Annotated in this window: 24 protein-coding genes and 7 pseudogenes; 22 read left to right on the plus strand and 9 right to left on the minus strand. The window is 39.3% G+C overall.

Annotated elements, in window-relative coordinates:
• Positions 1-309: 309 nt before the first annotated feature.
• From KA717_22130 to KA717_22150, 5 genes and pseudogenes are all read right to left on the minus strand, one after another.
• Positions 310-720 carry a Uma2 family endonuclease gene (locus KA717_22130; GenBank protein ID UXE58720.1) on the minus strand — a complete coding sequence of 137 codons (411 nt, stop codon included), beginning with the start codon at positions 718-720 and terminating at the stop codon, positions 310-312.
• Positions 721-783: 63 nt separating this feature from the next.
• A pseudogene (locus KA717_22135) lies at positions 784-2065 on the minus strand (ISKra4 family transposase).
• A gap of 59 nt (positions 2066-2124) precedes the next feature.
• Positions 2125-2364 carry a hypothetical protein gene (locus KA717_22140; protein ID UXE58721.1) on the minus strand — a complete coding sequence of 80 codons (240 nt, stop codon included), beginning with the start codon at positions 2362-2364 and terminating at the stop codon, positions 2125-2127.
• A 32-nt stretch (positions 2365-2396) separates the two neighbouring features.
• Positions 2397-2546 carry a Uma2 family endonuclease gene (locus tag KA717_22145; GenBank protein UXE58722.1) on the minus strand — a complete coding sequence of 50 codons (150 nt, stop codon included), beginning with the start codon at positions 2544-2546 and terminating at the stop codon, positions 2397-2399.
• A 337-nt stretch (positions 2547-2883) separates the two neighbouring features.
• Positions 2884-3210, minus strand: a pseudogene (locus tag KA717_22150) (transposase).
• A gap of 119 nt (positions 3211-3329) precedes the next feature.
• Between KA717_22150 and KA717_22155 the strand changes: the two are divergent.
• Positions 3330-3584: a DUF6444 domain-containing protein gene (locus KA717_22155; GenBank protein ID UXE58723.1), complete on the plus strand. Its 255-nt coding sequence runs from the start codon at positions 3330-3332 to the stop codon at positions 3582-3584.
• 19 nt (positions 3585-3603) lie between these two features.
• On the opposite strand, the pseudogene KA717_22160 reads toward KA717_22155, so the two are convergent.
• Positions 3604-4884 (minus strand): annotated as a pseudogene (locus KA717_22160) (ISKra4 family transposase).
• 361 nt (positions 4885-5245) lie between these two features.
• Here KA717_22160 and KA717_22165 point away from each other — a divergent pair.
• The 18 genes and pseudogenes from KA717_22165 to KA717_22250 all read left to right on the plus strand — a co-directional run bounded on the left by KA717_22165 (position 5246) and on the right by KA717_22250 (position 19056).
• The gene (locus KA717_22165) at positions 5246-5440 is read left to right on the plus strand and encodes a transposase (GenBank protein UXE58724.1); all 195 of its coding nucleotides are present in this window, start codon (positions 5246-5248) and stop codon (positions 5438-5440) included.
• Between the two features lie 17 nt (positions 5441-5457).
• Entirely contained in the window at positions 5458-6633 is a 1176-nt protein-coding gene (locus KA717_22170; protein ID UXE58725.1) for an IS4 family transposase, read from the plus strand.
• A gap of 190 nt (positions 6634-6823) precedes the next feature.
• Positions 6824-7252 (plus strand): hypothetical protein, encoded by a 429-nt coding sequence (locus tag KA717_22175; GenBank protein ID UXE58726.1) that lies wholly within the window; start codon positions 6824-6826, stop codon positions 7250-7252.
• Complete coding sequence (locus KA717_22180; GenBank protein UXE58727.1) at positions 7218-8027, plus strand: hypothetical protein; 810 nt, start codon at positions 7218-7220, stop codon at positions 8025-8027. The genes KA717_22175 and KA717_22180 overlap by 35 nt, the downstream gene beginning before the upstream one ends.
• A 59-nt stretch (positions 8028-8086) precedes the next feature.
• A pseudogene (locus tag KA717_22185) lies at positions 8087-9368 on the plus strand (ISKra4 family transposase).
• Positions 9369-9565: 197 nt separating this feature from the next.
• Positions 9566-10618, plus strand: a pseudogene (locus KA717_22190) (IS66 family transposase).
• Between the two features lie 47 nt (positions 10619-10665).
• A pseudogene (locus KA717_22195) lies at positions 10666-11951 on the plus strand (IS5 family transposase).
• A complete protein-coding gene (locus KA717_22200) occupies positions 11951-12193 on the plus strand; it encodes a hypothetical protein (protein ID UXE58728.1) in 243 nt (80 codons plus the stop codon). Before KA717_22195 ends, KA717_22200 begins: the two are co-directional and overlap by 1 nt.
• A complete protein-coding gene (locus KA717_22205; protein UXE64752.1) occupies positions 12181-13059 on the plus strand; it encodes an ISKra4 family transposase in 879 nt (292 codons plus the stop codon). The genes KA717_22200 and KA717_22205 overlap by 13 nt, the downstream gene beginning before the upstream one ends.
• A gap of 104 nt (positions 13060-13163) precedes the next feature.
• Positions 13164-13322 (plus strand): annotated as a pseudogene (locus KA717_22210) (IS1 family transposase).
• Positions 13323-13549: 227 nt separating this feature from the next.
• Positions 13550-13924: a DUF4164 domain-containing protein gene (locus KA717_22215; GenBank protein ID UXE58729.1), complete on the plus strand. Its 375-nt coding sequence runs from the start codon at positions 13550-13552 to the stop codon at positions 13922-13924.
• Positions 13925-14294: 370 nt separating this feature from the next.
• A complete protein-coding gene (locus KA717_22220; protein UXE58730.1) occupies positions 14295-15023 on the plus strand; it encodes a hypothetical protein in 729 nt (242 codons plus the stop codon).
• A complete protein-coding gene (locus tag KA717_22225; protein ID UXE58731.1) occupies positions 15020-15664 on the plus strand; it encodes a hypothetical protein in 645 nt (214 codons plus the stop codon). Before KA717_22220 ends, KA717_22225 begins: the two co-directional genes overlap by 4 nt.
• 220 nt (positions 15665-15884) lie before the next feature.
• Complete coding sequence (locus KA717_22230; GenBank protein UXE58732.1) at positions 15885-17639, plus strand: DUF2326 domain-containing protein; 1755 nt, start codon at positions 15885-15887, stop codon at positions 17637-17639.
• Between the two features lie 41 nt (positions 17640-17680).
• Positions 17681-18094, plus strand: a complete 414-nt coding sequence (locus KA717_22235) for a XisH family protein (GenBank protein ID UXE58733.1) — start codon at positions 17681-17683, stop codon at positions 18092-18094.
• Positions 18082-18411 (plus strand): XisI protein, encoded by a 330-nt coding sequence (locus KA717_22240; GenBank protein ID UXE58734.1) that lies wholly within the window; start codon positions 18082-18084, stop codon positions 18409-18411. Before KA717_22235 ends, KA717_22240 begins: the two co-directional genes overlap by 13 nt.
• 80 nt (positions 18412-18491) lie before the next feature.
• Positions 18492-18782 (plus strand): type II toxin-antitoxin system Phd/YefM family antitoxin, encoded by a 291-nt coding sequence (locus KA717_22245; GenBank protein ID UXE58735.1) that lies wholly within the window; start codon positions 18492-18494, stop codon positions 18780-18782.
• Positions 18754-19056: a Txe/YoeB family addiction module toxin gene (locus KA717_22250; GenBank protein ID UXE58736.1), complete on the plus strand. Its 303-nt coding sequence runs from the start codon at positions 18754-18756 to the stop codon at positions 19054-19056. Before KA717_22245 ends, KA717_22250 begins: the two co-directional genes overlap by 29 nt.
• Here the strand turns inward: KA717_22250 and KA717_22255 are convergent.
• The gene (locus tag KA717_22255) at positions 18998-19201 is read right to left on the minus strand and encodes a hypothetical protein (protein UXE64934.1); all 204 of its coding nucleotides are present in this window, start codon (positions 19199-19201) and stop codon (positions 18998-19000) included. The genes KA717_22250 and KA717_22255 overlap by 59 nt on opposite strands.
• Before the next feature lie 261 nt (positions 19202-19462).
• On the opposite strand from KA717_22255, the gene KA717_22260 reads away from it, so the two are divergent.
• The 3 genes from KA717_22260 to KA717_22270 are packed head-to-tail and all read left to right on the plus strand — an operon-like array spanning position 19463 to position 21853.
• Entirely contained in the window at positions 19463-19885 is a 423-nt protein-coding gene (locus tag KA717_22260; protein ID UXE58737.1) for a secondary thiamine-phosphate synthase enzyme YjbQ, read from the plus strand.
• Positions 19886-19934: 49 nt separating this feature from the next.
• Entirely contained in the window at positions 19935-20999 is a 1065-nt protein-coding gene (gene hisC / locus KA717_22265; protein UXE58738.1) for a histidinol-phosphate transaminase, read from the plus strand.
• 5 nt (positions 21000-21004) lie between these two features.
• Positions 21005-21853: an inositol monophosphatase family protein gene (locus KA717_22270; protein ID UXE58739.1), complete on the plus strand. Its 849-nt coding sequence runs from the start codon at positions 21005-21007 to the stop codon at positions 21851-21853.
• 125 nt (positions 21854-21978) lie between these two features.
• Here KA717_22270 and psbQ read toward each other — a convergent pair whose 3' ends face one another.
• Together psbQ and KA717_22280 are read right to left on the minus strand one after the other, a co-directional pair.
• The gene (psbQ, locus tag KA717_22275) at positions 21979-22425 is read right to left on the minus strand and encodes a photosystem II protein PsbQ (protein ID UXE58740.1); all 447 of its coding nucleotides are present in this window, start codon (positions 22423-22425) and stop codon (positions 21979-21981) included.
• A gap of 375 nt (positions 22426-22800) precedes the next feature.
• On the minus strand, positions 22801-23994 hold the full coding sequence (locus KA717_22280) for a saccharopine dehydrogenase family protein (protein UXE58741.1): 1194 nt from the start codon (positions 23992-23994) through the stop codon (positions 22801-22803).
• Positions 23995-24039: the final 45 nt, after the last annotated feature.

Consider the following 24039-nt stretch of genomic DNA (forward strand, 5'->3'; position numbering starts at 1 on the left):
CCCAACCGTACCATTCTAGTTGAGGTGTCAGCCCTGTACCACTTTCGGAGGATGTGGTATTAATTTCCCGTTGCACAGGAGCGGCTTGTTGGGGTTTGAGATTTTTCTTAGTCATGGTTTTGTGTCTCCACATTTGATGAGATTTGAATTAGTAATAATTCAATCCTAAATTAAAGCTAGTCCACTTGTCAAGATTTTTTTGCAACATTTTTTACCGAATATTTTCGGTTAGATTCTACCTACAATCAACCGAAAGAAAACTTGTAAATTTTCTAATTCTAATGAAAACAAAAAAATAGAATAAAACTTTCATACATTAAAAAGCTGTTGAACAGTCAACTTTAATTTAGGGAAAAGTAAAGATTTAATTTCCTGTTCATCTGTGAATTCTGTAACCTCATAAAAACCAGAAACCAATAATAAAACCGAAACTTTTTCAATTTCTGGATCAATAATCCAATATTCAGGAATTTCTCTAACTGCATATTCAGAACGCTTATAGCGGTAGTCATCATCAGAATTATTCGGGCTAACAATTTCTATTGCTAAGAGAGGGGGATTTTCTAAAACGGCGGTGGACATTGTTCTGAGTTCTTGACATTGCTCCTCTGACAAAATGACCAGATCAGGAATTCTTGATTTTCTTTTAGCGGTTCTTACTCCTACAGTTCCAGGCATCACTTTCCATTGCTGTTTTAGTTTATTAATTTCTTGTTCCAAAATTGTAAAAAGAAAATGTAAAATTAAGGGGGTGCGACCTTTAGTTGATAAAAGCTGTTGTAATCAGGGTTCTACAGGGAACCCATATTGATCAAGTTTTGCCCAAAATTGACTCCATCGTTCCTTGGTCAATACCAAAGCTCGTAGGCTCAAAATAATTCCTGCTCCTTTTTCCTTCCATCGCATCCCTGAACAACATAATCGTTGTTTGACCAACGTCTTACAAGCTGCTTCCGTAACACCTGAACCAATCGGATACTTTTTCTCTATGTATTCAGCATAATCCATTTGATGCTGATGATTCTCGTAATAAGTAATCGCCGCTTGTAGTTTCTCGGTAAGATTCTTAGAATGACTTTTTTCTTCTTTGACTTCTTTCATCAGATTTAGCAGTTCTCCTGCTTTTCCTTTTTCATGCTTGAGTTCTCGACAATTTTCAGTCAACCATTCTTTTTGTTTTGACACTGTATTCGGATGCAACGCTTCTGCCAAGGCACCTAAGTAACCAGAGGCATGATAGAAATCTAATATCTGTTCTTCCGTTTGCTTTTCTAAAAACTTCCAATTTGATTCTGCCCCGTCTGCTATCCCGACCAATGTTGCCTCTGGATAACGTTTTTTCGCTCGCTCAATTTCTCTTTCTAATCTTTCTAGAAAACTCTTTTTTCCATACTCTGGTGCCGCACCTAGATAGATTGTAGGTTGACGTTCGCCTTCACTATCGTATAGGGAAACGGTTCCCACCATTGCTTCACGGTAGCCATCCTCACACATCAGCATACAGGTTCCATCTAATCCTATTCCCACTGTTGCAATTTGGCTATCCTCCTTGGGCGGGGCATAACTCCACGCTTCTTCTTTTGCCTGTACCACACTTCCTACTGCTTCACTCAATCTTTGGATATAGGATAGCGCTACTTTTCTACCATGATTTTCTAATAAATCATTTTTCACCTCTTTGCCTGCCATCCCTGACATTTTTGAGGATACCTGTTTTGCCAATAATGGCGTTGATGTTATGATTATCCTTGCTTCTCTTTCTAAGGGGCAATACGTTTTTCCTCAAAGGTGAACGCTGATATACATGACGATTCACTATAACCTCACCATAAGGTGTTTGATATTCTTTCGGTTGCTCTCCCTTACTCTTCCAGATTTCTTCACCGATTTTTAAGGGTGAACCATCTGTATCTAAATATTTCAAGGCTTCTTTGCTGGCGATGCAACCTACTTCGTTTAAGCCTTTTTGAATATTTATTTCTGTATCCAACATTGAACGACTGAGTTCTAATGTTAGTTCTATTTTTATCTTTGAACCCTCTACATTAATTAGTTTTGCTGTCATCATTGTTTCCTCTTTGTCACTTTTCATCTCATGTTAACACTTTTCTTTTCCTTCATCAACTAAAGGTCACACCCCTTCCAGATTTCTTCACCGATTTTTAAGGGTGAACCATCTGTATCTAAATATTTCAAGGCTTCTTTGCTGGCGATGCAACCTACTTCGTTTAAGCCTTTTTGAATATTTATTTCTGTATCCAACATTGAACGACTGAGTTCTAATGTTAGTTCTATTTTTATCTTTGAACCCTCTACATTAATTAGTTTTGCTGTCATCATTGTTTCCTCTTTGTCACTTTTCATCTCATGTTAACACTTTTCTTTTCCTTCATCAACTAAAGGTCACACCCAATTAAGGCATGAAAACCACTGGCAGTAGGCATAAGTTTTAATTCTCCGTTAACTAATTCATATTTATTATCCGTACCATCACTATAAACTAGATATTCTTCAAAGGAATAGGTTTTAGTTAGTAATTGAACCATGTTTGATTGACTCCTATTAAATTAATTAGCATTTAAAATATCTAAAATCCGTAGTTTGAGTTGTCCAAAGGTCGGCGATCGCACTAAATCATCGTTACTAAAATTACCGACTGTTGTATAAACACTATTTAGGGCTTGCTGAAAAAGTCAAAAAACGAAAGAAATGTGGGTTAGGGAAGTATGGACTGAAAAAGCATAGATAACTTATCCTTATGGAAACAAATCAAAATACAGATTTTGTTTAATCTATTGTTCCTTTCTGTCTAAAAAGGTCAACACAAATCACTCCTCACAAAAGAGAGGAAAATTAACACCATTTTTCACAAGAAAAACGACTCTACAACTTTTTACTTTTTGTCTTCTGAAGTAGAGTAGAAAGATTCATTACCAAAAAGTTCATCGCAATTACCGTTTCCGAGGTCTCAGGTAGTTTGGCCATCACTCGACCAAGACTAAATTTCCTCTTTCCCTGTCCGAATTTACCCTCAATGGCATTACGCACTCTTTCATCTGAGCGTGCCTCTTTCTTTTTTTCTTTGCTCACCTCTTTCGGCGGTCTTCCCAATCGGAGACCACTCATTCTTATATCCCTTTCTTTACAATAAGCTCGATTCGCTTTTGTTCGATAGATTTTATCCACATGAACCGATTCCGGATAACATCCTGTGTAATTAGTCACCGCAATAAAGAAGGAAATTATTGAGAATGAGAAGCAAATGAAAAAAGTAAAGAATAATGAAGAAAGGAAAGGCGGTTAAAGAGATAGGTTAGAATAGGGAGACTATGAAAAAACTAGACCCAGTTCCAGACTTAAACCAAGAAGAAGTGAAAATGCCATGGCAAAAAGAAGTGGCAAAAGATTGGTATGAAGATTATCAGAAAGAAAAAGAAGAGAACGAAAAGCTGAGAAAAGAATTGGTAGAGTTAAAGAAAGAGATAGAAAAGTTGAAAGAAAAGCTGAAAAAGCTTAACCAAAGAACGAGTGAAAATAGCTCTCAGCCCCCAAGCAGTGACGGTTACAAAGGGTGCGACCTTTAGTTGATAAAAGCTGTTGTAATCAGGGTTCTACAGGGAACCCATATTGATCAAGTTTTGCCCAAAATTGACTCCATCGTTCCTTGGTCAATACCAAAGCTCGTAGGCTCAAAATAATTCCTGCTCCTTTTTCCTTCCATCGCATCCCTGAACAACATAATCGTTGTTTGACCAACGTCTTACAAGCTGCTTCCATAACACCTGAACCAATCGGATACTTTTTCTCTATGTATTCAGCATAATCCATTTGATGCTGATGATTCTCGTAATAAGTAATCGCCGCTTGTAGTTTCTCGGTAAGATTCTTAGAATGACTTTTTTCTTCTTTGACTTCTTTCATCAGATTTAGCAGTTCTCCTGCTTTTCCTTTTTCATGCTTGAGTTCTCGACAATTTTCAGTCAACCATTCTTTTTGTTTTGACACGGTATTCGGATGCAACGCTTCTGCCAAGGCACCTAAGTAACCAGAGGCATGATAGAAATCTAATATCTGTTCTTCCGTTTGCTTTTCTAAAAACTTCCAATTTGATTCTGCCCCGTCTGCTATCCCGACCAATGTTGCCTCTGGATAACGGTTTTTCGCTCGCTCAATTTCTCTTTCTAATCTTTCTAGAAAACTCTTTTTTCCATACTCTGGTGCCGCACCTAGATAGATTGTAGGTTGACGTTCTCCCTCACTATCGTATAGGGAAACGGTTCCCACCATTGCTTCACGGTAGCCATCCTCACACATCAGCATACAGGTTCCATCTAATCCTATTCCCACTGTTGCAATTTGGCTATCCTCCTTGGGCGGGGCATAACTTCATGCTTCTTCTTTTGCCTGTACCACACTTCCTACTGCTTCACTCAATCTTTGGATATAGGATAGCGCTACTTTTCTACCATGATTTTCTAATAAATCATTTTTCACCTCTTTGCCTGCCATCCCTGACATTTTTGAGGATACCTGTTTTGCCAATAATGGCGTTGATGTTATGATTATCCTTGCTTCTCTTTCTAAGGGGCAATACGTTTTTCCTCCTACTGAACGCTGATATACATGACGATTCACTATAACCTCACCATAAGGTGTTTGATATTCTTTCGGTTGCTCTCCCTTACTCTTCCAGATTTCTTCACCGATTTTTAAGGGTGAACCATCTGTATCTAAATATTTCAAGGCTTCTTTGCTGGCGATGCAACCTACTTCGTTTAAGCCTTTTTGAATATTTATTTCTGTATCCAACATTGAACGACTGAGTTCTAATGTTAGTTCTATTTTTATCTTTGAACCCTCTACATTAATTAGTTTTGCTGTCATCATTGTTTCCTCTTTGTCACTTTTCATCTCATGTTAACACTTTTCTTTTCCTTCATCAACTAAAGGTCGCACCCGTTACAAAAAGAAAGTCGCCAAAACCTTCGGTCAAAAAGGAAAAAAAAGAGGTCCAAAGTACGACCATGTGGGTAAAACCAGAAACCTGACTTTTCCCGTTAAGTCCAAAATCCAGCAATGCAAACTTCTAGAGGCTTTATCTGGCAAGGGTTTGAGTAATGATTCTCTTGACAGGAAAAAAATATTCTGAAGCCATCATCCCGCTTATCGTTCAAATTTCAAAAACAAAGGATGAAGGGAGTATGAGACTGTAAAATGGAGAAAATCTTAAAGGGCAGGTCAAAAAATGTTGGAATGGTGGACAAAAAACTTTGCCAGTTGTGAATTGGGAGACGAGAGGCTAAACAATCGTGCCTTCTCGATTGGGAAAAAGTTAAGTGAGGGGTTTGGAAAAGCCTTATCAGAAGTGTTTAAGGGAGGAAACGAGTTAAAGAGGGCCTATGAATTTTTGGGAATCCGAAAACAGACTTTGTCAAGATAATAGAGCCGCACTGTGAAATGACAACTGCCGCCGTAGAAGAATATAAGATAATGCTATCAGTCGGAGATACGACCTTCTTAGATTATCGCAATATCAAGGAAAAAAGGGAAGGGTATGGGCCGACTGGAAAAGGAGGGAATGGATTAATACTGCATAGTGCTTTAGCAATTGAGCCAGAAAAAGGACAAGTATTAGGTTTATTATGGCAAAAACTGTGGAATAGGGAGGTAAAAGAAAAGCCCCCAACAGATGAAACGGCGAAGCAGAAAAAAGAAAGACAGAAAGAACAAAGAAAAGCAGCTCGTCAAAGACCATTTGAGGAAAAAGAATCCTACAAATGGGTAGAGGCTCTAAACACCTGTGAGAAACAGGTAGAAAGTTCAACGAGGGTAATTCATGTATTTGACAGAGAAGGAGATGTTTCAGAAGTCTTTGACTCAGTGCGTCAACTCAAGCATACAGGAGTGCTGGTCAGAGCGTCTCATAATCGTAGTTTAGACAAAAATAGTGAACGACTTTGGCAACATTTGGAATCAGAACCGATTCGTTTTCATCAAGAAATCGAGATTCCGAGTACAGGAAAAAGAAAAGCACGGAAGGTTAAGCTTGCCGTCCGATTTTGCTCAGTTAATCTACGAACTCCCTATCGTTTTGATAATCGTGACCCGTTGAATGTCTATGCTGTTTATGCGACAGAAATCGATTGTCCCGAAGGCGAAACTCCTTTATCTTGGATGCTTCTGACTACAGAAGTTGTTGAGACTATTGAGATGGCTGTCACTATTCTTCGTTGGTACACCTACCGATGGCGGGTTGAAGAATTTCATAAAGTCCTTAAGTCTGGTTGTCAGAGTGAGCGTTATCGACTTGCCTCTGATGGAATGAAAACTCTTTTGGGTTTTTTAAGTGTCATTGCTGTTGAACTTTTACACGTTACTTATCTTCATCGTACCCAGCCCGATGCTCTCGCGATTGAAATTCTTAATCCTCTTCAACTTCAGGTGTTAAAAGCAGCCGCCTCTCAAAAACTTCCCCCTATTTTGACTGTTGCTTGGGCTGTCGAGTCTGTTGCTTTTCTTGGTGGTTATCTTGAACATCGTCGTAAAACTCCTCTCGGTATCCAAGTCCTTTGGCGCGGTTGGTTGAAGTTGCATGACCTTTGCCAAGGCTGGCAGCTTGCAATCCGCACTTAACGGGAAAAGTCAGAACCAGAAACGGGTTTGGTCGGGTAGATGAAATAGTAGATTTAAGGATGGAAAAATGCCCAAAATGTGGTGCGTCAGTGGAAAAGCAAAAGGAGACTATCATCAAAAAAAATCAAATAGCTGAATTAGTCGGGTGTGACCTTTAGTTGATGAAGGAAAAGAAAAGTGTTAACATGAGATGAAAAGTGACAAAGAGGAAACAATGATGACAGCAAAACTAATTAATGTAGAGGGTTCAAAGATAAAAATAGAACTAACATTAGAACTCAGTCGTTCAATGTTGGATACAGAAATAAATATTCAAAAAGGCTTAAACGAAGTAGGTTGCATCGCCAGCAAAGAAGCCTTGAAATATTTAGATACAGATGGTTCACCCTTAAAAATCGGTGAAGAAATCTGGAAGAGTAAGGGAGAGCAACCGAAAGAATATCAAACACCTTATGGTGAGGTTATAGTGAATCGTCATGTATATCAGCGTTCACCTTTGAGGAAAAACGTATTGCCCCTTAGAAAGAGAAGCAAGGATAATCATAACATCAACGCCATTATTGGCAAAACAGGTATCCTCAAAAATGTCAGGGATGGCAGGCAAAGAGGTGAAAAATGATTTATTAGAAAATCATGGTAGAAAAGTAGCGCTATCCTATATCCAAAGATTGAGTGAAGCAGTAGGAAGTGTGGTACAGGCAAAAGAAGAAGCGTGGAGTTATGCCCCGCCCAAGGAGGATAGCCAAATTGCAACAGTGGGAATAGGATTAGATGGAACCTGTATGCTGATGTGTGAGGATGGCTACCGTGAAGCAATGGTGGGAACCGTTTCCCTATACGATAGTGAAGGCGAACGTCAACCTACAATCTATCTAGGTGCGGCACCAGAGTATGGAAAAAAGAGTTTTCTAGAAAGATTAGAAAGAGAAATTGAGCGAGCGAAAAACCGTTATCCAGAGGCAACATTGGTCGGGATAGCAGACGGGGCAGAATCAAATTGGAAGTTTTTAGAAAAGCAAACGGAAGAACAGATATTAGATTTCTATCATGCCTCTGGTTACTTAGGTGCCTTGGCAGAAGCGTTGCATCCGAATACCGTGTCAAAACAAAAAGAATGGTTGACTGAAAATTGTCGAGAACTCAAGCATGAAAAAGGAAAAGCAGGAGAACTGCTAAATCTGATGAAAGAAGTCAAAGAAGAAAAAAGTCATTCTAAGAATCTTACCGAGAAACTACAAGCGGCGATTACTTATTACGAGAATCATCAGCATCAAATGGATTATGCTGAATACTTAGAGAAAAAGTATCCGATTGGTTCAGGTGTTACGGAAGCAGCTTGTAAGACGTTGGTCAAACAACGATTATGTTGTTCAGGGATGGGGTGCGACCTTTAGTTGATGAAGGAAAAGAAAAGTGTTAACATGAGATGAAAAGTGACAAAGAGGAAACAATGATGACAGCAAAACTAATTAATGTAGAGGGTTCAAAGATAAAAATAGAACTAACATTAGAACTCAGTCGTTCAATGTTGGATACAGAAATAAATATTCAAAAAGGCTTAAACGAAGTAGGTTGCATCGCCAGCAAAGAAGCCTTGAAATATTTAGATACAGATGGTTCACCCTTAAAAATCGGTGAAGAAATCTGGAAGAGTAAGGGAGAGCAACCGAAAGAATATCAAACACCTTATGGTGAGGTTATAGTGAATCGTCATGTATATCAGCGTTCACCTTTGAGGAAAAACGTATTGCCCCTTAGAAAGAGAAGCAAGGATAATCATAACATCAACGCCATTATTGGCAAAACAGGTATCCTCAAAAATGTCAGGGATGGCAGGCAAAGAGGTGAAAAATGATTTATTAGAAAATCATGGTAGAAAAGTAGCGCTATCCTATATCCAAAGATTGAGTGAAGCAGTAGGAAGTGTGGTACAGGCAAAAGAAGAAGCGTGGAGTTATGCCCCGCCCAAGGAGGATAGCCAAATTGCAACAGTGGGAATAGGATTAGATGGAACCTGTATGCTGATGTGTGAGGATGGCTACCGTGAAGCAATGGTGGGAACCGTTTCCCTATACGATAGTGAAGGCGAACGTCAACATACAATCTATCTAGGTGCGGCACCAGAGTATGGAAAAAAGAGTTTTCTAGAAAGATTAGAAAGAGAAATTGAGCGAGCGAAAAACCGTTATCCAGAGGCAACATTGGTCGGGATAGCAGACGGGGCAGAATCAAATTGGAAGTTTTTAGAAAAGCAAACGGAAGAACAGATATTAGATTTCTATCATGCCTCTGGTTACTTAGGTGCCTTGGCAGAAGCGTTGCATCCGAATACCGTGTCAAAACAAAAAGAATGGTTGACTGAAAATTGTCGAGAACTCAAGCATGAAAAAGGAAAAGCAGGAGAACTGCTAAATCTGATGAAAGAAGTCAAAGAAGAAAAAAGTCATTCTAAGAATCTTACCGAGAAACTACAAGCGGCGATTACTTATTACGAGAATCATCAGCATCAAATGGATTATGCTGAATACATAGAGAAAAAGTATCCGATTGGTTCAGGTGTTACGGAAGCAGCTTGTAAGACGTTGGTCAAACAACGATTATGTTGTTCAGGGATGCGATGGAAGGAAAAAGGAGCAGGAATTATTTTGAGCCTACGAGCTTTGGTATTGACCAAGGAACGATGGAGTCAATTTTGGGCAAAACTTGATCAATATGGGTTCCCTGTAGAACCCTGATTACAACAGCTTTTATCAACTAAAGGTCGCACCCTTCAGGGATGCGATGGAAGGAAAAAGGAGCAGGAATTATTTTGAGCCTACGAGCTTTGGTATTGACCAAGGAACGATGGAGTCAATTTTGGGCAAAACTTGATCAATATGGGTTCCCTGTAGAACCCTGATTACAACAGCTTTTATCAACTAAAGGTCGCACCCAATTAGTCAGTAAACCAGTAGAGGTAAGGGAATATGTTAGGGAAAAGTATCAATGCTCAAAATGTGATTGGGAAGGTTATGCCCCACTTCCTTTGGGATGTCGTGAAGATTTTAGCTACGGTGCAACCTTATCCAGCTTAGTGGGATGGCTGGGATATGGGGGAAATTTGACTTGGCTAAAACAACGATACTTGGTAGAAACGGTCTTTGGCATTCCTCTGTCTCAAGGGAGTTTAGCTAAAATGCACCGATGGTTTTGCGAAAGCTTGTATCCTAGTTATGAACAGTGGTGGACTTACATACAGGAGCCTGGAGTCCGTTGTGTGGACGAAACCAGCTATCGCGTCAATGGGGTTAACTATTGGATGTGGGTGGCTACTTCCTCCTCTGTTTGTGTTTTGTTTCTGGCTCCCAGCCGGAGTTCCGATGAGGTTCATTCCCTATTAGGTAAAGATTTTCATGGGCTTCTCAGTACGGACTGTTGGGGGGCTTACCATCGCCAAAATGCCCAGCATAAACAGAAATGTCTGGCTCATATTGGGCGGGAATTGAAGGCCTTGGAAACTTCCCACTTTTCTGAAAATAAACTTTTTGCTCAGAGAGTTTTTCCTATTCTAGAGCAAGCTCGTCAATCCCATCGAGATTATCATCAAGGCAAACTGAGCTTAGAAGCTTTACAACAACAGCGACCCCTAGTTGAAGCTCAACTTCAAGAGGTTCTGGATAATCCGCCGCCCACGGGATGGGCAAGTGATTCCCAATTGTTATCTAATCGCTTTCGACGTTATTGGCATGATTGGTTTACTTTTCTTACTTTTCCTGAAGTTAAACCTGATAACAATGATGCCGAGAGAGCCTTGCGTCCTGTTGTTATTCATCGTAAGGTTAGTGGCGGTGCTAGAAGTCATTGGGGCGGACAACTTGTTGCCATGATGTTTAGTTTTCTTGAAACCATGAGACTTCAAGGTAAAAGTGCGGTCGAACAGTTATCTCTTATTTTATCTTCCTCTGGTCTTTCTCCTCCTTCCATTGATGACTTTCTTCCTCTCTAGTATTTTTGGGGCTTAATGAGAATTAAGCCCCACTTATTGCTGTGACTAATTACGAATATGCAAAAAACTTCACAGAAAAAAAAGGAGCCCCAGCCAAATCATTTAGAATGGCATTAGGAGCATTAATTATCAAAGAAATTTCAGGAAAAAGTGACAGAGAAACAGTAGAACAAATAAAAGAGAACCCTTATTTACAGTACTTTATAGGAATGGAAAGCTATAGTAGCAAAGAAGCATTTAATGCGTCAATGATGGTTCATTTTCGTAAAAAAATAGGAATGGAATTAATAAATAAAATTAATAAAGAAATAGAAAAAAAGCGACGGGTGTAGCGTCAGAAAAAAAAGAAAATGAAGGAAAGTTATTGTTAGATGCGACTTGTACACCAGCAGATATAAAATATCCAACGGATATAGGAATATTGAATGATGCCAGAGAAAAAACAGAAAAAATAATAGATAAGCTGTATGAAGAAATAAAAGAGAAAAGGAAAGAAAAGCCGAGGACTTATAGGGAAGTGGCAAGAAAAGAGTACTTAGCCATAGCAAAAAAACGTCGTGTGTCAAAAAAAGAAAGAAGAAAAGGAACAAAAAAACAACTAGGATATATAAAAAGAAACTTGTCTGATATAGAAAAAATGATAGAAGAGGGAGCAAAGTTAGAAAAACTAACGAAAAAAGAGCAAGAAGAGCTTGTAACGATAGGAAAAGTGTATGAGCAACAGTTAGAAATGTATGAAAAAAAGACAAATAAAGTAGAAAACAGAATTGTGAGTGTAAGCCAACCTCACGTGCGTCCAATAGTGCGTGGAAAAGCGGGAAAAGCAGTAGAGTTTGGAGCTAAAATATCGGCAAGTAATGTGAATGGCTTTGTCTTCTTAGACAAATTAAGTTGGGATAATTACAACGAATCGGGAGATTTACAAGCGCGAATAGAAGAATATAAAAGGGAAACAGGATGTTATCCGGAATCGGTTCATGTGGATAAAATCTATCGAACAAAAGCGAATCGAGCTTATTGTAAAGAAAGGGATATAAGAATGAGTGGTCCCCGATTGGGAAGACCGCCGAAAGAGGTGAGCAAAGAAAAAAAGAAAGAGGCACGCTCAGATGAAAGAGTGCGTAATGCCATTGAGGGTAAATTCGGACAGGGAAAGAGGAAATTTAGTCTTGGTCGAGTGATGGCCAAACTACCTGAGACCTCGGAAACGGTAATTGCGATGAACTTTTTGGTAATGAATCTTTCTACTCTACTTCAGAAGACAAAAAGTAAAAAGGGGTACATCCCGGATAAAGTAGTACATAGAATCTGGGGTAAAATGGAAAAAAACTGATGAGCGAAAAAAGTATGTTACCGATTCCCCCAGAAGAAAAAGCACTGTTAAAACAGCATCTCACCGAATCAGCCCGTATCCTGCGCAAATATACGGAACCAGAGAAACAGAAGGACTTTGGAAGCATCGAAGTAGAAGTCAGAACCCAGATGTTAGAAATTGTGGGGCCAACAATGGGGGAGTTTTTTTTTCAGAAGGGGGAAAAAAACGGTCTGGAAACAAGCGAAAAATCAAAACCCTAGTCGGAGAAGTGGAAATAAGCCAAAAACAAGCCAGAAAACTAAAGGTGTCGCCAAAAATCGTCTTAAGTCCAGGTTTAGAGAAATGCTGTCTAAGAGCCAGTGCGAAAACATCCTACCAACAAGCAGAAGAAGATATAGAGGAGTTGATGGGGATAAAAGTAGGACATAGCAGTTTACATCGCTTGGTAGAACGGACAGAACTGCCCTTAGCTCAAGCTCAGTCAGAGAGTGCGGGGGTCAGTATAGATGGGGGAAAGATTTGTCTGCGGGGCGAGGAGAAGGAAGGGGGACAGTGGCGAGATTATAAACTGGTGAGTCTTCATGGCAATGTCTGTGAAGCCTTTTTCCAAGACCCAGAGGGCTTAAAGAATTGGAGCAATGTTCAACCTTTGTCCCCAATAGTGACCTTTTTGGGAGATGGTCATCCCGCAATCTGGAATGCGGTAGAGAGTTTCGCCACTCAATCGTGGCTGATACGACGAGAGGTGTTGGATTGGTATCATCTCAAGGAGAATCTGTTCAAAGTGGGTGGCTCTCTCAAACGGCTAGAAGCAGTGGAGCATTTACTGTGGCGGGGTTTTGTGAACAAGGCAATAGATGCGTTTGATGGAGTCAAAAGCAAGAGGGCAAAGAATTTTCAAGCCTATTTGACGAAGCATTATCAGCGTATCCCTGATTACCAATACTATCAACAGCTTGGTATTGTGATTGGTTCTGGTGATGTGGAGTCTAAGATTAAACAGGTGGGAGCTAGGGTTAAATTGTCGGGAGCACGTTGGCATCTTCATAATGTTTCTCGTATTCTTCGGCTACGATGTGCTTATCTCAATCACTCTCCTCTTTTGAGTGTCAATGTATTATCTTAAGTGGGATGCACCCATTGACAGTAGAACAACAATTAACAGAGAAATATTCTCCCTCAAAAACTAATTTTAAACAGCCTTGCCCCAGTTGTGGCTCTTATCACACTATTAAGAATAGTTCTGCTCATCATGGTAAGCCCAAAAATCAATGTAAAGACTGGGGTCGCCAGTTTGTTATTAATCCTAGTCAGAAGATAGTTTCTGAGGAGACAAAACAATTAATTGATAGGCTCTTGCTAGAGCGAATTTCTCTACAGGGCATTGCGGGGCATTGAAAGAGTCAAAGGAGTAAGTTGGTCATGGTTACAAAATTATGTGAAGGTAAATTGTTAAGGGGTTTTGATTGAGAATGAATTTGGTGGGTCATAATTGAGTTTTCACCTTATTATTGATATTTTTATTATAAGCAGAATTTAAGGTTGCGATCGCAGTTTCTTTTTCTGCACAAGGGCGGATCCGCCTATAATCAAAATTATTGTTGGGTTAAGCCGTTATGACTACCACTCCTAAAGCAACTGTCACCTATAGTATTGAAGACATCCTCGCCCGTATTGAGGATAAGATAGATGCGCGTTTCGAGAAAGTTGATCGCCAATTAACGGAGATAAACCAACGGTTAACTAAACTGGAGGTGGGACAGGCTGAGTTGTCGGGAGATATTAAGGCTCTTGATGAAAGATTATCAGGAGAAATAAAAGCTCTTGATGAACGGTTATCGGGAGATATTAAGACGTTGAGCGCGAAAGTGGATGGGCTTGGTAAGCGTTTGGATAATCAGGAGTTTTTGAATCGTGGGGTAGCTGTGGCGGTTTTGGCGGCGTTACTGGCGGGTTCGGCTAAGTTATTTGGATTATTACCCAAGGGTTGATTTTTGAGGTTAGGGGCGATCGCCAGGGAATGTCAATTTAATTTAAGCAACTGTTGGGTTATCAAGCTTCTATTGTTGTATAATGCTAATCGTCTTTCGTAACTTACTGTTGGTATGTGAAGCCTTTCTTCAGACTAGCTATCCACTAAAAAAATTAGGATCTGGACAGTGCGAAGTTCTAGGAAAATCAAGGAGTTTACTAGGGTTTCAGCCCCCAACGCCCTTCCATCCTCTTCAAGACCCACAATCGCTGAAAGGCTTTCAAAGCAAGGCTTTTAGGCATTTTGTTAAAATGTCTGACAGAGAATTTCGCACTCACCAGTTAGGATTATTATGTTTTTTGATTTTTTTACATAAATAGGAAATTTTTATGATCTCTTCCGTTTTGAGCCTAAGATTACAACACCTAGAGGCAAACATCAGGAAAATTCTAGAATTGCTTAATCAATATGAGATTGAGTTATTTGATAACAATGATCCTGGAGTAAGAAGTAGGTATCGTCGCCGTATAGAAGAGTTAAAACAACAAAAACTGAATTTTGAAAGTGAATTGACAGAATTACAGTCTCAACTAACTAATGAACAGTTCTTACAAACTCAAACTATTACCAGCCAATTGCAGATTATTGACAATAAAATAGAGATTATTGACAATAAAATAGATTTGCTTTTAGATAATCAATCTCAACTGAATCAAGTATTATTATCATATTTTGATCAGCAAGAACAAATACTTTTGTTACCCTTTACAGAGAAGCTAGACGAATCACAATTATTACAAATAAGCGCATCTTTAGAAGCGGTAGATAAAGACAAATTTTCTAAAGATGATATTGATTCAGTACTGCTTGAAATTAGAAATACACTAAAGTATATGAACCGTCAAAATCCTCTTTTGCCAGAAAGTAGTAAAGCTCTTTGGGGAATAATTGACGATCCAAAAATCGATGCTAAACATTCTCTTAAAGTAACCATTCCCATAATTCCTTTTATTCTTAATTATGAGGCAGAATTAGCATTGGGTACTAGTAGCAATCTGAGGGAAATTTGGGAATCAAAGTTTTCCAAAAAAAATCGCAATAATGAGGCTTATTTATGAGTTGGCATGAAGAGCGTAGATCTGATATTGAAAGTAATCTGCAAAAAATTCTGGAGTTACTTCGTGAATATGAACACAATTTGATTCTTGAGGATGATCCAGGAAAAAGCTCTGCTATACGAGATAAGATTGCTGGTCTTAAAGTAAAAATGAATGAGTGTCAAAATGATTTAGATTCATTAGAGAAAACAAAGCAACCAGAGAGAGATTTGGCACTGAAGATGACAAATATTAATTATGATGACATGAATTTTGTAATTGCAGCTTTATTAAGACAAAAAATCGACATTATTGACAATCAATCTATTGTCCCCCCGACTAATCCGAAAGAAAAAATGTCAAAAAACGGATTGACATCCAACATAGCGTTTTTATTACGTTGCGGAATGGCAAGTGCGGGTGAAGTTCGCCATTTAATTGAAAATAATGCGAAAATCAACTTTCCCGATGTACCAGAAAAGTTAAGAGCGACTCTTAATGCTGAATATATTAGACTACGAAAAGCGGGTATTTATGGTGATGATCTATTTAAACATTTACATGAATTTTCAAGTTGTAAAAGCTCCGATGCTAGTTGGCGGGCTGCTGGACTGGCGATTTTATGTTACTTTTTTGAAAGTTGCGATGTATTTGAGCCATGATATTACCAACAAAACATATCTCTACTCGTAATTCGTTGTTGGCTGTTGGTGCTACGATCATAGATAACCTGAATTATCCAAGAACAGTAACATCTCTTTGGAGCGATGTATCTAGCATCCCAGAAGTTGCTACATTTGAGAGATTTATTTTAGTCCTTGACCTTCTATATATAATTGGAGCAATTGAGATGGAAGAAGGGTTGCTTCGTAAACGAGAAACATGATTAATTCCGTTTTTGCAAATAAAGACTCATTTAAAACCGTTTATTTTACACCTGGGCTTAACGTAGTTCTTGCGGATAGAACTGAGACTTCTAGTGTAAGAGATTCACGTAATGGCGTAGGGAAATCAACTTTAATTGAAATTATTCATTTTTGTTTAGGAGCAAATCCTAATAAAAAGGCAGGGTTTACGGTCTCTTCATTGAGGGGATGGTCTTTTGGTCTAAATTTGACATTGAGAGATCAAGAAACTGTTGTCGTTAGAGGTATAGATGATCCATCAAAAGTTATCATTCAACGAGGAGATGTCAGTGAATGGCCTGTCAGAGCAAGTGTTGAAGATGGAGAAACCATTTTTAGAATTGATGATTGGAAAACTGTTCTTGGTTTTTTAGTGTTTAATCTTTCAATTAGTGAAGAAAGAAAATTTGTTCCTACGTTTCGTAGTCTGATCTCATATTTTATTCGACCAGGAAAAGATTCTTTTTCCACACCATTTGAATTTTTTCCAAAGCAATCAGCTTGGATGAAACAAGTTTATAATACTTTTTTGTTAGGATTGGCATGGGAAGATGCTAGGGATTGGCAACAACTTCAAGAAGAAGAAAAACTTCTTGATAGTCTTAAACAATTAAAAAATAGTAATAATACTGGTGTGGTGACAAGAATTTTCGGTTCTCTTGGTGATTTGGAAGCAACTAAGATTAGACTTGAACAAGAACTATCAAGAAAGGGTAATGCACTCGGCAATTTTCGTGTTCATCCCCAATATGAAGAGTTACAACAAGAAGTAAATAAATTAACTAATCAAATTCACGAAATTACCAACGAAAACTTATTTAATCGTCAACTATTAACTTTCTATAAATCTAGTATTGAACAGGAACAGGAACCGTCGCCTAATGAGTTAATTCGATTATACGAAAGCGTTGGAATAGAACTTCCTGGTTTAGTAGTTCGTCGCCTTGAAGATGTAAAAATTTTTCATAACCAAATTATTAAAAATCGTCGTAAATTTTTATCTAATGAAGTTGATCGTCTTGAACGAACTATTATTGATTTAGATAGGATGATTCATTTTAAAACTAATCAGCGAGCTGATAGACTTCAAATATTGCAAACTCATGGAGCTTTAGATGAATATACAAGGCTTCAAGAGTTGTATTTAGAGACTCGCTCTAACCTTAATGATATAAATCGCCGTATTGAAGAATTACGGAAAGTAGAAGAAGGAAAAATTGCCTTAAGAATAAAAAAAGAGCTATTAAAGCAGAAAACCCGCCGAGATTATGAAGAGCGTCATGTTCAAGCAGAACGGGCAATTACTCTATTTAATGAAAACTCACAAGCTCTTTATGATGCACCTGGAACTCTTGCAATTGATCTTGATAGAAATGGCTTTCAATTTAAAGTAGATATTCCACGAGGTCAAAGCGAAGGAATTAGCAAAATGAAAATCTTTTGCTATGATCTGATGCTTGCACAGCTTTGGTCACAACGTGTACCTTCGCCAAATATTCTTATTCATGATAGTACAATTTTTGATGGAGTTGATGAAAGGCAAATTGCTTTAGCGATTGAATTAGCAGCCAAAGAATCACAAAAGCTAGGCTTTACCTATATTTGTATGTTTAATTCTGACATGATTCCCAATGGAGAATTTTCACCAGAATTCGATTTTAATTCTTTTGTTAAATGCACATTAACTGATAATGACGATGGCAACTTACTTGGCATTAATTTTAGTACATAACCACGACTACAACTATAACTATAAAGATATTAAGCTAAAAAATGGCAAAAGATTTATTTCATCAAGCAGTTAAACAAGCCTTAATAAAAGATGGCTGGACAATTACTAACGATCCCTTAACTATTCGGATTGATCGCGTTAAACTTAAAATTGATTTAGGAGCCGAAAAAGTATTTGCTGCTGAAAAAAATGGACAAAAGATAGCAGTAGAAGTTAAAAGCTTTATCAATCCTTCCACGATTAATGATTTCCATAATGCCCTCGGTCAGTTTCTCAATTATCGCCTTGCCTTGCAAATGACAGAATCTGATCGCATTCTTTATTTAGCAGTTCCAATTGATATTTTTAACACCTTTTTTCAGGAACGTTTTACCCAAGCGGTCATTGAACAGTATGACTTGAAAATCCTAGCCTACGACCCCAATATAGAGGAGATTATCACATGGAAAAACTAGCTAAATATCGCCAAATTGTACGCGAATTACTCTCTGCCCATGCCACTACCAATGAACCCAATATTGAATGTCAACTCATTTTTGATACCGAACACGATCACTATCAACTTCTCGATCTAGGTTGGCAAGAATTAAATCGCATTTACGCTTGCTATATTCACCTGGATATTAAAGACGAAAAAATCTGGATTCAACACAACATGACAGAAGCCGATCTCGGTCAAGAATTAGTCGAAAAAGGGGTTCCTCCCACCGATATTATTTTAGGGTTGCATCCTCCCTATAAACGACCTTATACTAATTACGGTGTTGCCTAAAATCAAGATTTTAGAAATGACCCAAAGTAAGACCGTATATTTTAGTTATCATTAAGAAGCAACGTCACAATCAAACTCCTATGAAAACAACCCTTAACCTCAATCAAACCTTTGAACAACTTTGTGAACAGGCGATCGCTACTCGACAACCCGTAGAAATTCAACAGGAAGGGCGCGAAAGTGTTTCTCTGATCCCTACCGCCGAACTTAATAGCCTCCTAGAAACTGCCTATTTGTTCAGTTCTCAGGAAAATGCCGATCGCCTTCTCGATTCCCTTAAACGAGCCAAAGCCAGAAGCAATCAACCCCAAACCTTAGAAACCCTACGCCAGGAGTTCGGACTTGACGAAACCGAAAAAATCCCCGCTTAAACCAGAACGTGAACTGGTCTTTGATATAAATTTTTTAGTTGACCTCAAATACTGGGTAGAAACTGATAGAAAAATCGCCCTACGATTGCTAACTTTAGTGGAAGAAATTCGACGAAATCCCTTTGAAGGAATCGGTAAACCTGAACCCTTAAAATATCGAGATGCTAATGTTTGGTCACGTCGTCTAACCCAGACAGATCGAGTTGTGTATGTTGTTAGTCATGATCGTATTGAATTCTTGCAAGGTCGCTTTCATTACCATGATCAAAACTAACGGGTGACATCTCAATCCTCATGTGTTCTTTATAATAGTAGCCCTTGGCCTGTTTATAAATTGGATCATTTAACTGGTTAATATATTCATCCCAGGTCGCCAAAACCCAAGAATCTGTGCGGGGTTTAACTTGTAAAGTGGTCATTCCTTAATCCTCCTGCAAAAATGATAAATTTTGTTGTCTAGCAAAATTAATAAATCTCTCAATGGGTAATCCGTCCCTTTTATTAGCATGATCTTTCCGCATAAAAACCAACTGCTTGGGTTTGTGCAAATTGCTGCTTGAGTTACGCTAGGGCCATTTCAGGTTTACCATACTGGATAGAAGCATTGCTGATCGTGGAAGCAAAACTGCCGCGAGGACAAGGTTTTCAACAATTAACCCTTATTCTCTCAATATTTGTTCATGTTAGCCCAACACCAAAAAACCTTAGCCCTCCATTGTCAAGGAAAAACCCTGATGGATATTACGGCTAAAGTACAGGAAATCGTCAAAGAGTCTGGTATTCAAACGGGGCTTTGTAGCTTATTTGTTCGTCACACTTCCGCCTCTCTAATTATTCAGGAAAATGCCGATCCCGATGTGTTAGCCGATCTGGCCACCTTTTTTGCCCAACTCGTACCGGAAGATGCCCGTCGCTATCGTCATAGTACAGAAGGGACAGATGATATGCCAGCCCACATTCGCACCGCCTTAACTAAAACATCAGAACAAATCCCGATCGCCAAAGGACGTTTAGTATTAGGAACCTGGCAAGGAATTTATCTCTGGGAACACCGCCAAACCTCCCGTTATCGAGAAATTGTTGTTCATATTAGCGGAGTCTAAATTCTCGACAAAAACGTTATACTGATTAACTCAAGATTTTTAGATTTTTATGCCAACAATTCGAGATTCGGTTCGTCAAACCCCTGGCTACGTTCCTGGAGAACAACCCCAAACAACGGATTACGTTAAACTTAATACAAACGAAAATCCCTATCCACCACCAGCCAATATTTTTGATAGTTTATCGGCCGAATTAGCAAAAGTTCGGCTTTATCCTGATCCAGTTTCTACACAACTAAGACAAGCTGCTGCCCAGGTTTTTCAGGTGTCTCCCACCCAAATTTTAGCGGGAAATGGCTCTGATGATATTCTGAATATTGCCCTCAGAACCTTTGTTGATCCAGGTGAAACCGTTGCTTTTTTAGATTTAACCTATTCTCTCTACGAAACGATCGCCGCAGTGCATGGAGCCGTAATTGAGAAGATCCCGCTTAATGATCAATTTGAGTTAACTGGCCCTGTGATTTGTCCCCAAGCAAAAATAATTTTTCTAGCTTCTCCTAATGCCCCAGTCGGAAAACATTTAAACAGAGAATTTTTACGTCAAACTTGCGCCCAAGCATTAGGCATAGTTTTAATTGATGAGGCTTATATTGACTTTTCTGATCAGGATCACTGGGATTTTATCCAGGAATTTAATAATGTCATTTTATCCCGTACTCTTTCTAAAAGTTATAGTTTAGCGGGAATGCGGGTCGGTTTTGGTATTAGTTCCCCAGAAATCATTCAAGAGATGGATAAGGTGCGAGATTCCTATAATTTGGATCGACTAGCCCAATGTTTAGGAACAGCCGCTTTAGCAGCCACCGAAGACTTTAAACCGATCTGGCAACAAATTCGTCAAACTCGTCAACGCTTAACCCTTGCCTTAGAAAAATTAGACTTTAAGGTGTTACCATCCGATGCTAATTTTGTCCTCGCCTCTCCCCAATGGATAGGGGCCTTTGATCTTTATCAGCAATTGAAAGCCCAAAAGGTATTAGTCCGTTATTTTAAGCATCCTCGTATTTTGGATTATGTACGTATTTCGATCGGAACTGAGTCCGAAACTGACCAATTATTAACGGCGATCGCTGCCATTCAACAGGATTATCTTAACTCATCAAAAGGCTGATATTAATGTCAAGCTTAATTAATTACTCTGTGCAAAAACGTTTAGAATTAGCTCATATTTTGGCTGATTTATCCGGTGAAATCATTCGTCATTATTTTCGGCGATCGCATCTGCAAGCGGAGACTAAATTGGGCGAAAGTTCTGCCATTGTCACCATTGCCGATCAGGAAGCAGAACAAGTGATGGTGGATCGTTTATTACAGGATTTTCCTGACGATGGTGTCATTCGAGAGGAAGGAGAAAACAAAACTTCCCAAAGTGGTTATTCCTGGGTAATCGATCCCATTGATGGCACATCTGCTTTTGTCAAAGGCTTACCGATTTTTGGCACATTAATTGGGCTAATTGATCACCAAAATAATCCTCTCTTGGGAATTGCCAATCAACCGATTACACTGGAACGTTGGCAAGGAATACACGGTGCAAAAAGTCTGTTTCAGAATCAATGTCTAGAGAATCATTACGCTCAGGAAAGTCACTGGTCTTTAGCAGAAGCTTGTCTCGCCTCAACGACACCCTTAATGTTTATCACCTCTCGTCAACAAAGAATCGCTAATCAACTTCAGCAAATCTGTAAACGTACCGCTTTTGGAGGAGATTGTTATAATTATTTATCGCTGGCGGCGGGCTGGACAGCAATGCCTTTAATTATCTTAGAATCGGACATGAAATACTATGATTTTTGTGCCTTGATTCCGATTATTGAAGGCAGTGGTGCTATCATTAGTGATTGGCAAGGTCAACCCTTAAATCCACAATCTACCGAAGTTTTAGCCACCGCCAATGCTCATTTACATCAAGCTGTTTTAGCGGTGATTAAAAAGGCTGAAAGTCATAATTATGATTCCGCCTAAGTTGCTTGCTAGGGGGAAATTTGTTAGCTTGCCAAAAGAAAAGCTAGGGGTGGAATCAAGCAGCCGATTATCCCTAGCCTTCTATCTACAATCTGGTGAATTTCTTGGAATTCAGGAAACAGAGCCTAACTCGCTTTTGGGACTAAATTGAGGAAAGCATCAAAATCTTTCAGAGCTTCTTTGTATTGGATTGCCGCCTGAGCAACTAAACGTTCTTTTGCCGTCGCATCTAATCGTTCTAGGTGACTAAAGACCTCACGGGCTAATTCCGTCGCCGCATCCTGATCCTTGGGTAAGAGAGAACGCGAGAAGCCCAACATATCGGCTCGCAGATGACCCAGGGGGCCATGCAGGAGAGTGATGGTATCTACCCAATTCTGCTCAGAAAGTAAGGTTCCGAGGGTTGTCATTTGTTCCCGTGCTGCTTCAATCGGTTGAACATAGACCTGAAGTTGGGCAATTTTCTCAGGGGAATAGGTGGTAGGAATTTCTACCTGGGGGCCACTACAGCTAACCAAGAGGGTGGTGGCGAGAACAAGTATTAAAGAAAGAAGAGAACGAAAAAATTTCATGGTAGTGGTTTAAGAACTGTAATCAGGATAGAAGAAAGTTTGTCTCTTGGAATCTCAAGACGTGCTTCTTTCATAGTATCTGTGACAGGTTCCCAACTGGCAACTACTTTGAGATTTGGCTCTCTCTAGGGAGAATCGGCGATCGCGATTTAAATAATTGCCTTTATTTTGGTTTAGATGATTTCTGTGAAATAGAGTACCTAAGACAGAAAAAGATAGAGTCTTTGGTAACTTGATCGGGGCTAATGTAACCGCACTGCGCACCGCCCTCGATCACCATATTACAAACGGTCATGTGTTCTTCTCTAAAAGCTTTTATAATAAGGGGCTTAAGCCCCTTGCCTGTGTGCGTTCAGATGACGAACATTCTTAAATCTATTCAAAGGGAGACGGCTGATCAATTACCTCATGCCAAGGCAAACCCAAGGGGCCAAGTAATTCCATAAAAGGATCGGGATCAAACTCTTCCACATTGTAAACCCCTGGCTTTTGCCATAAACCTTTGATCAGCATCAAAGCTCCGATCGCAGCCGGAACACCAGTTGTATAGGAAATTGCCTGGGAACCCACTTCTTGATAACAAGCGGCATGGTCACAGTTATTGTAAACATAATACTGCTTAAGTTTGCCATCTTTAATACCTTGAATGTGACAACCAATCGAAGTCTGGCCCGAATAATTTTCAGCCAAAGAAGCGGGTTCGGGTAAAACTGCTTTTAGAAACTGTAAAGGCACAATTTTTTGACCTTTATATTCCACTTCATCAATGCGAGTCATCCCCACTGCTTCAAGAACTCGTAAATGGGTAATATAAGCCTCAGAAAAGGTCATCCAAAAACGGGCTCTTTTCAGACCAGGAATATTTTTTGCTAAAGATTCCAGCTCTTCGTGATAGAGCAAATAAGATTCTTTTTCGCCAATTTCTGGATAGGGAATCGGTCGATGAATCGACAAAGGCTCCACTTCAATCCATTGACCATTTTCGTAGTAACGACCTTTTTGCGTAATTTCTCGAATATTAATTTCTGGATTAAAATTCGTTGCAAAGGCTTGACCGTGACTCCCTGCATTACAGTCAACAATATCCAGATAATGAATTTCATCAAAATAATGTTTGAGGGCATAGGCCGTGAAAACGCCTGTAACACCTGGATCGAACCCACAACCGAGAATGGCAGTCAAACCCGCTTCCCTAAAACGCTCTTGGTAGGCCCACTGCCAATGATATTCAAACTTAGCGATATCAGGCGGTTCGTAATTAGCCGTATCTAAATAGTTAACTTTTGCCGCCAGACAAGCATCCATTAACGCTAAATCCTGATAGGGTAAGGCCACATTAATGAGCAAATCCGGTTTAAAAGATTCTAAAAGTGCTACGGTTTCGCTCACCTGATCCGCGTTGAGGGCAGCCGTTTTCACTTTGTTTGAACCAATATGGGCCGCAATTTGATCACATTTTGCGACGGTTCGACTCGCTAAGAGAATTTCCGTAAACTCAGGCTGGGAAGCACACTTATGGGCAACGACGCTACCCACACCTCCGGCACCTACAATCATTACTTTGGCCATGCTGCTTCCTAAGATGTAAATCCACTAGGATTATAAAACTTCACC

This window comes from Woronichinia naegeliana WA131 (genome assembly GCA_025370055.1).
Classification (GTDB): domain Bacteria; phylum Cyanobacteriota; class Cyanobacteriia; order Cyanobacteriales; family Microcystaceae; genus Woronichinia; species Woronichinia naegeliana.

Bases quoted from the DNA above. Each gene is read 5' to 3' on its own strand.
- KA717_22140 (UXE58721.1), bottom strand. From the start codon at position 2,364: ATGAAAAGTGACAAAGAGGAAACAATGATGACAGCAAAACTAATTAAT.
- KA717_22145 (UXE58722.1), bottom strand. From the start codon at position 2,546: ATGGTTCAATTACTAACTAAAACCTATTCCTTTGAAGAATATCTAGTT.
- KA717_22155 (UXE58723.1), top strand. From the start codon at position 3,330: ATGAAAAAACTAGACCCAGTTCCAGACTTAAACCAAGAAGAAGTGAAA.
- KA717_22165 (UXE58724.1), top strand. From the start codon at position 5,246: ATGTTGGAATGGTGGACAAAAAACTTTGCCAGTTGTGAATTGGGAGAC.
- KA717_22170 (UXE58725.1), top strand. From the start codon at position 5,458: ATGACAACTGCCGCCGTAGAAGAATATAAGATAATGCTATCAGTCGGA.
- KA717_22175 (UXE58726.1), top strand. From the start codon at position 6,824: ATGAAAAGTGACAAAGAGGAAACAATGATGACAGCAAAACTAATTAAT.
- KA717_22180 (UXE58727.1), top strand. From the start codon at position 7,218: ATGTCAGGGATGGCAGGCAAAGAGGTGAAAAATGATTTATTAGAAAAT.
- KA717_22200 (UXE58728.1), top strand. From the start codon at position 11,951: ATGAGCGAAAAAAGTATGTTACCGATTCCCCCAGAAGAAAAAGCACTG.
- KA717_22215 (UXE58729.1), top strand. From the start codon at position 13,550: ATGACTACCACTCCTAAAGCAACTGTCACCTATAGTATTGAAGACATC.
- KA717_22220 (UXE58730.1), top strand. From the start codon at position 14,295: ATGATCTCTTCCGTTTTGAGCCTAAGATTACAACACCTAGAGGCAAAC.
- KA717_22225 (UXE58731.1), top strand. From the start codon at position 15,020: ATGAGTTGGCATGAAGAGCGTAGATCTGATATTGAAAGTAATCTGCAA.
- KA717_22230 (UXE58732.1), top strand. From the start codon at position 15,885: ATGATTAATTCCGTTTTTGCAAATAAAGACTCATTTAAAACCGTTTAT.
- KA717_22235 (UXE58733.1), top strand. From the start codon at position 17,681: ATGGCAAAAGATTTATTTCATCAAGCAGTTAAACAAGCCTTAATAAAA.
- KA717_22240 (UXE58734.1), top strand. From the start codon at position 18,082: ATGGAAAAACTAGCTAAATATCGCCAAATTGTACGCGAATTACTCTCT.
- KA717_22245 (UXE58735.1), top strand. From the start codon at position 18,492: ATGAAAACAACCCTTAACCTCAATCAAACCTTTGAACAACTTTGTGAA.
- KA717_22255 (UXE64934.1), bottom strand. From the start codon at position 19,201: ATGACCACTTTACAAGTTAAACCCCGCACAGATTCTTGGGTTTTGGCG.
- KA717_22260 (UXE58737.1), top strand. From the start codon at position 19,463: ATGTTAGCCCAACACCAAAAAACCTTAGCCCTCCATTGTCAAGGAAAA.
- hisC (UXE58738.1), top strand. From the start codon at position 19,935: ATGCCAACAATTCGAGATTCGGTTCGTCAAACCCCTGGCTACGTTCCT.
- KA717_22270 (UXE58739.1), top strand. From the start codon at position 21,005: ATGTCAAGCTTAATTAATTACTCTGTGCAAAAACGTTTAGAATTAGCT.
- psbQ (UXE58740.1), bottom strand. From the start codon at position 22,425: ATGAAATTTTTTCGTTCTCTTCTTTCTTTAATACTTGTTCTCGCCACC.
- KA717_22280 (UXE58741.1), bottom strand. From the start codon at position 23,994: ATGGCCAAAGTAATGATTGTAGGTGCCGGAGGTGTGGGTAGCGTCGTT.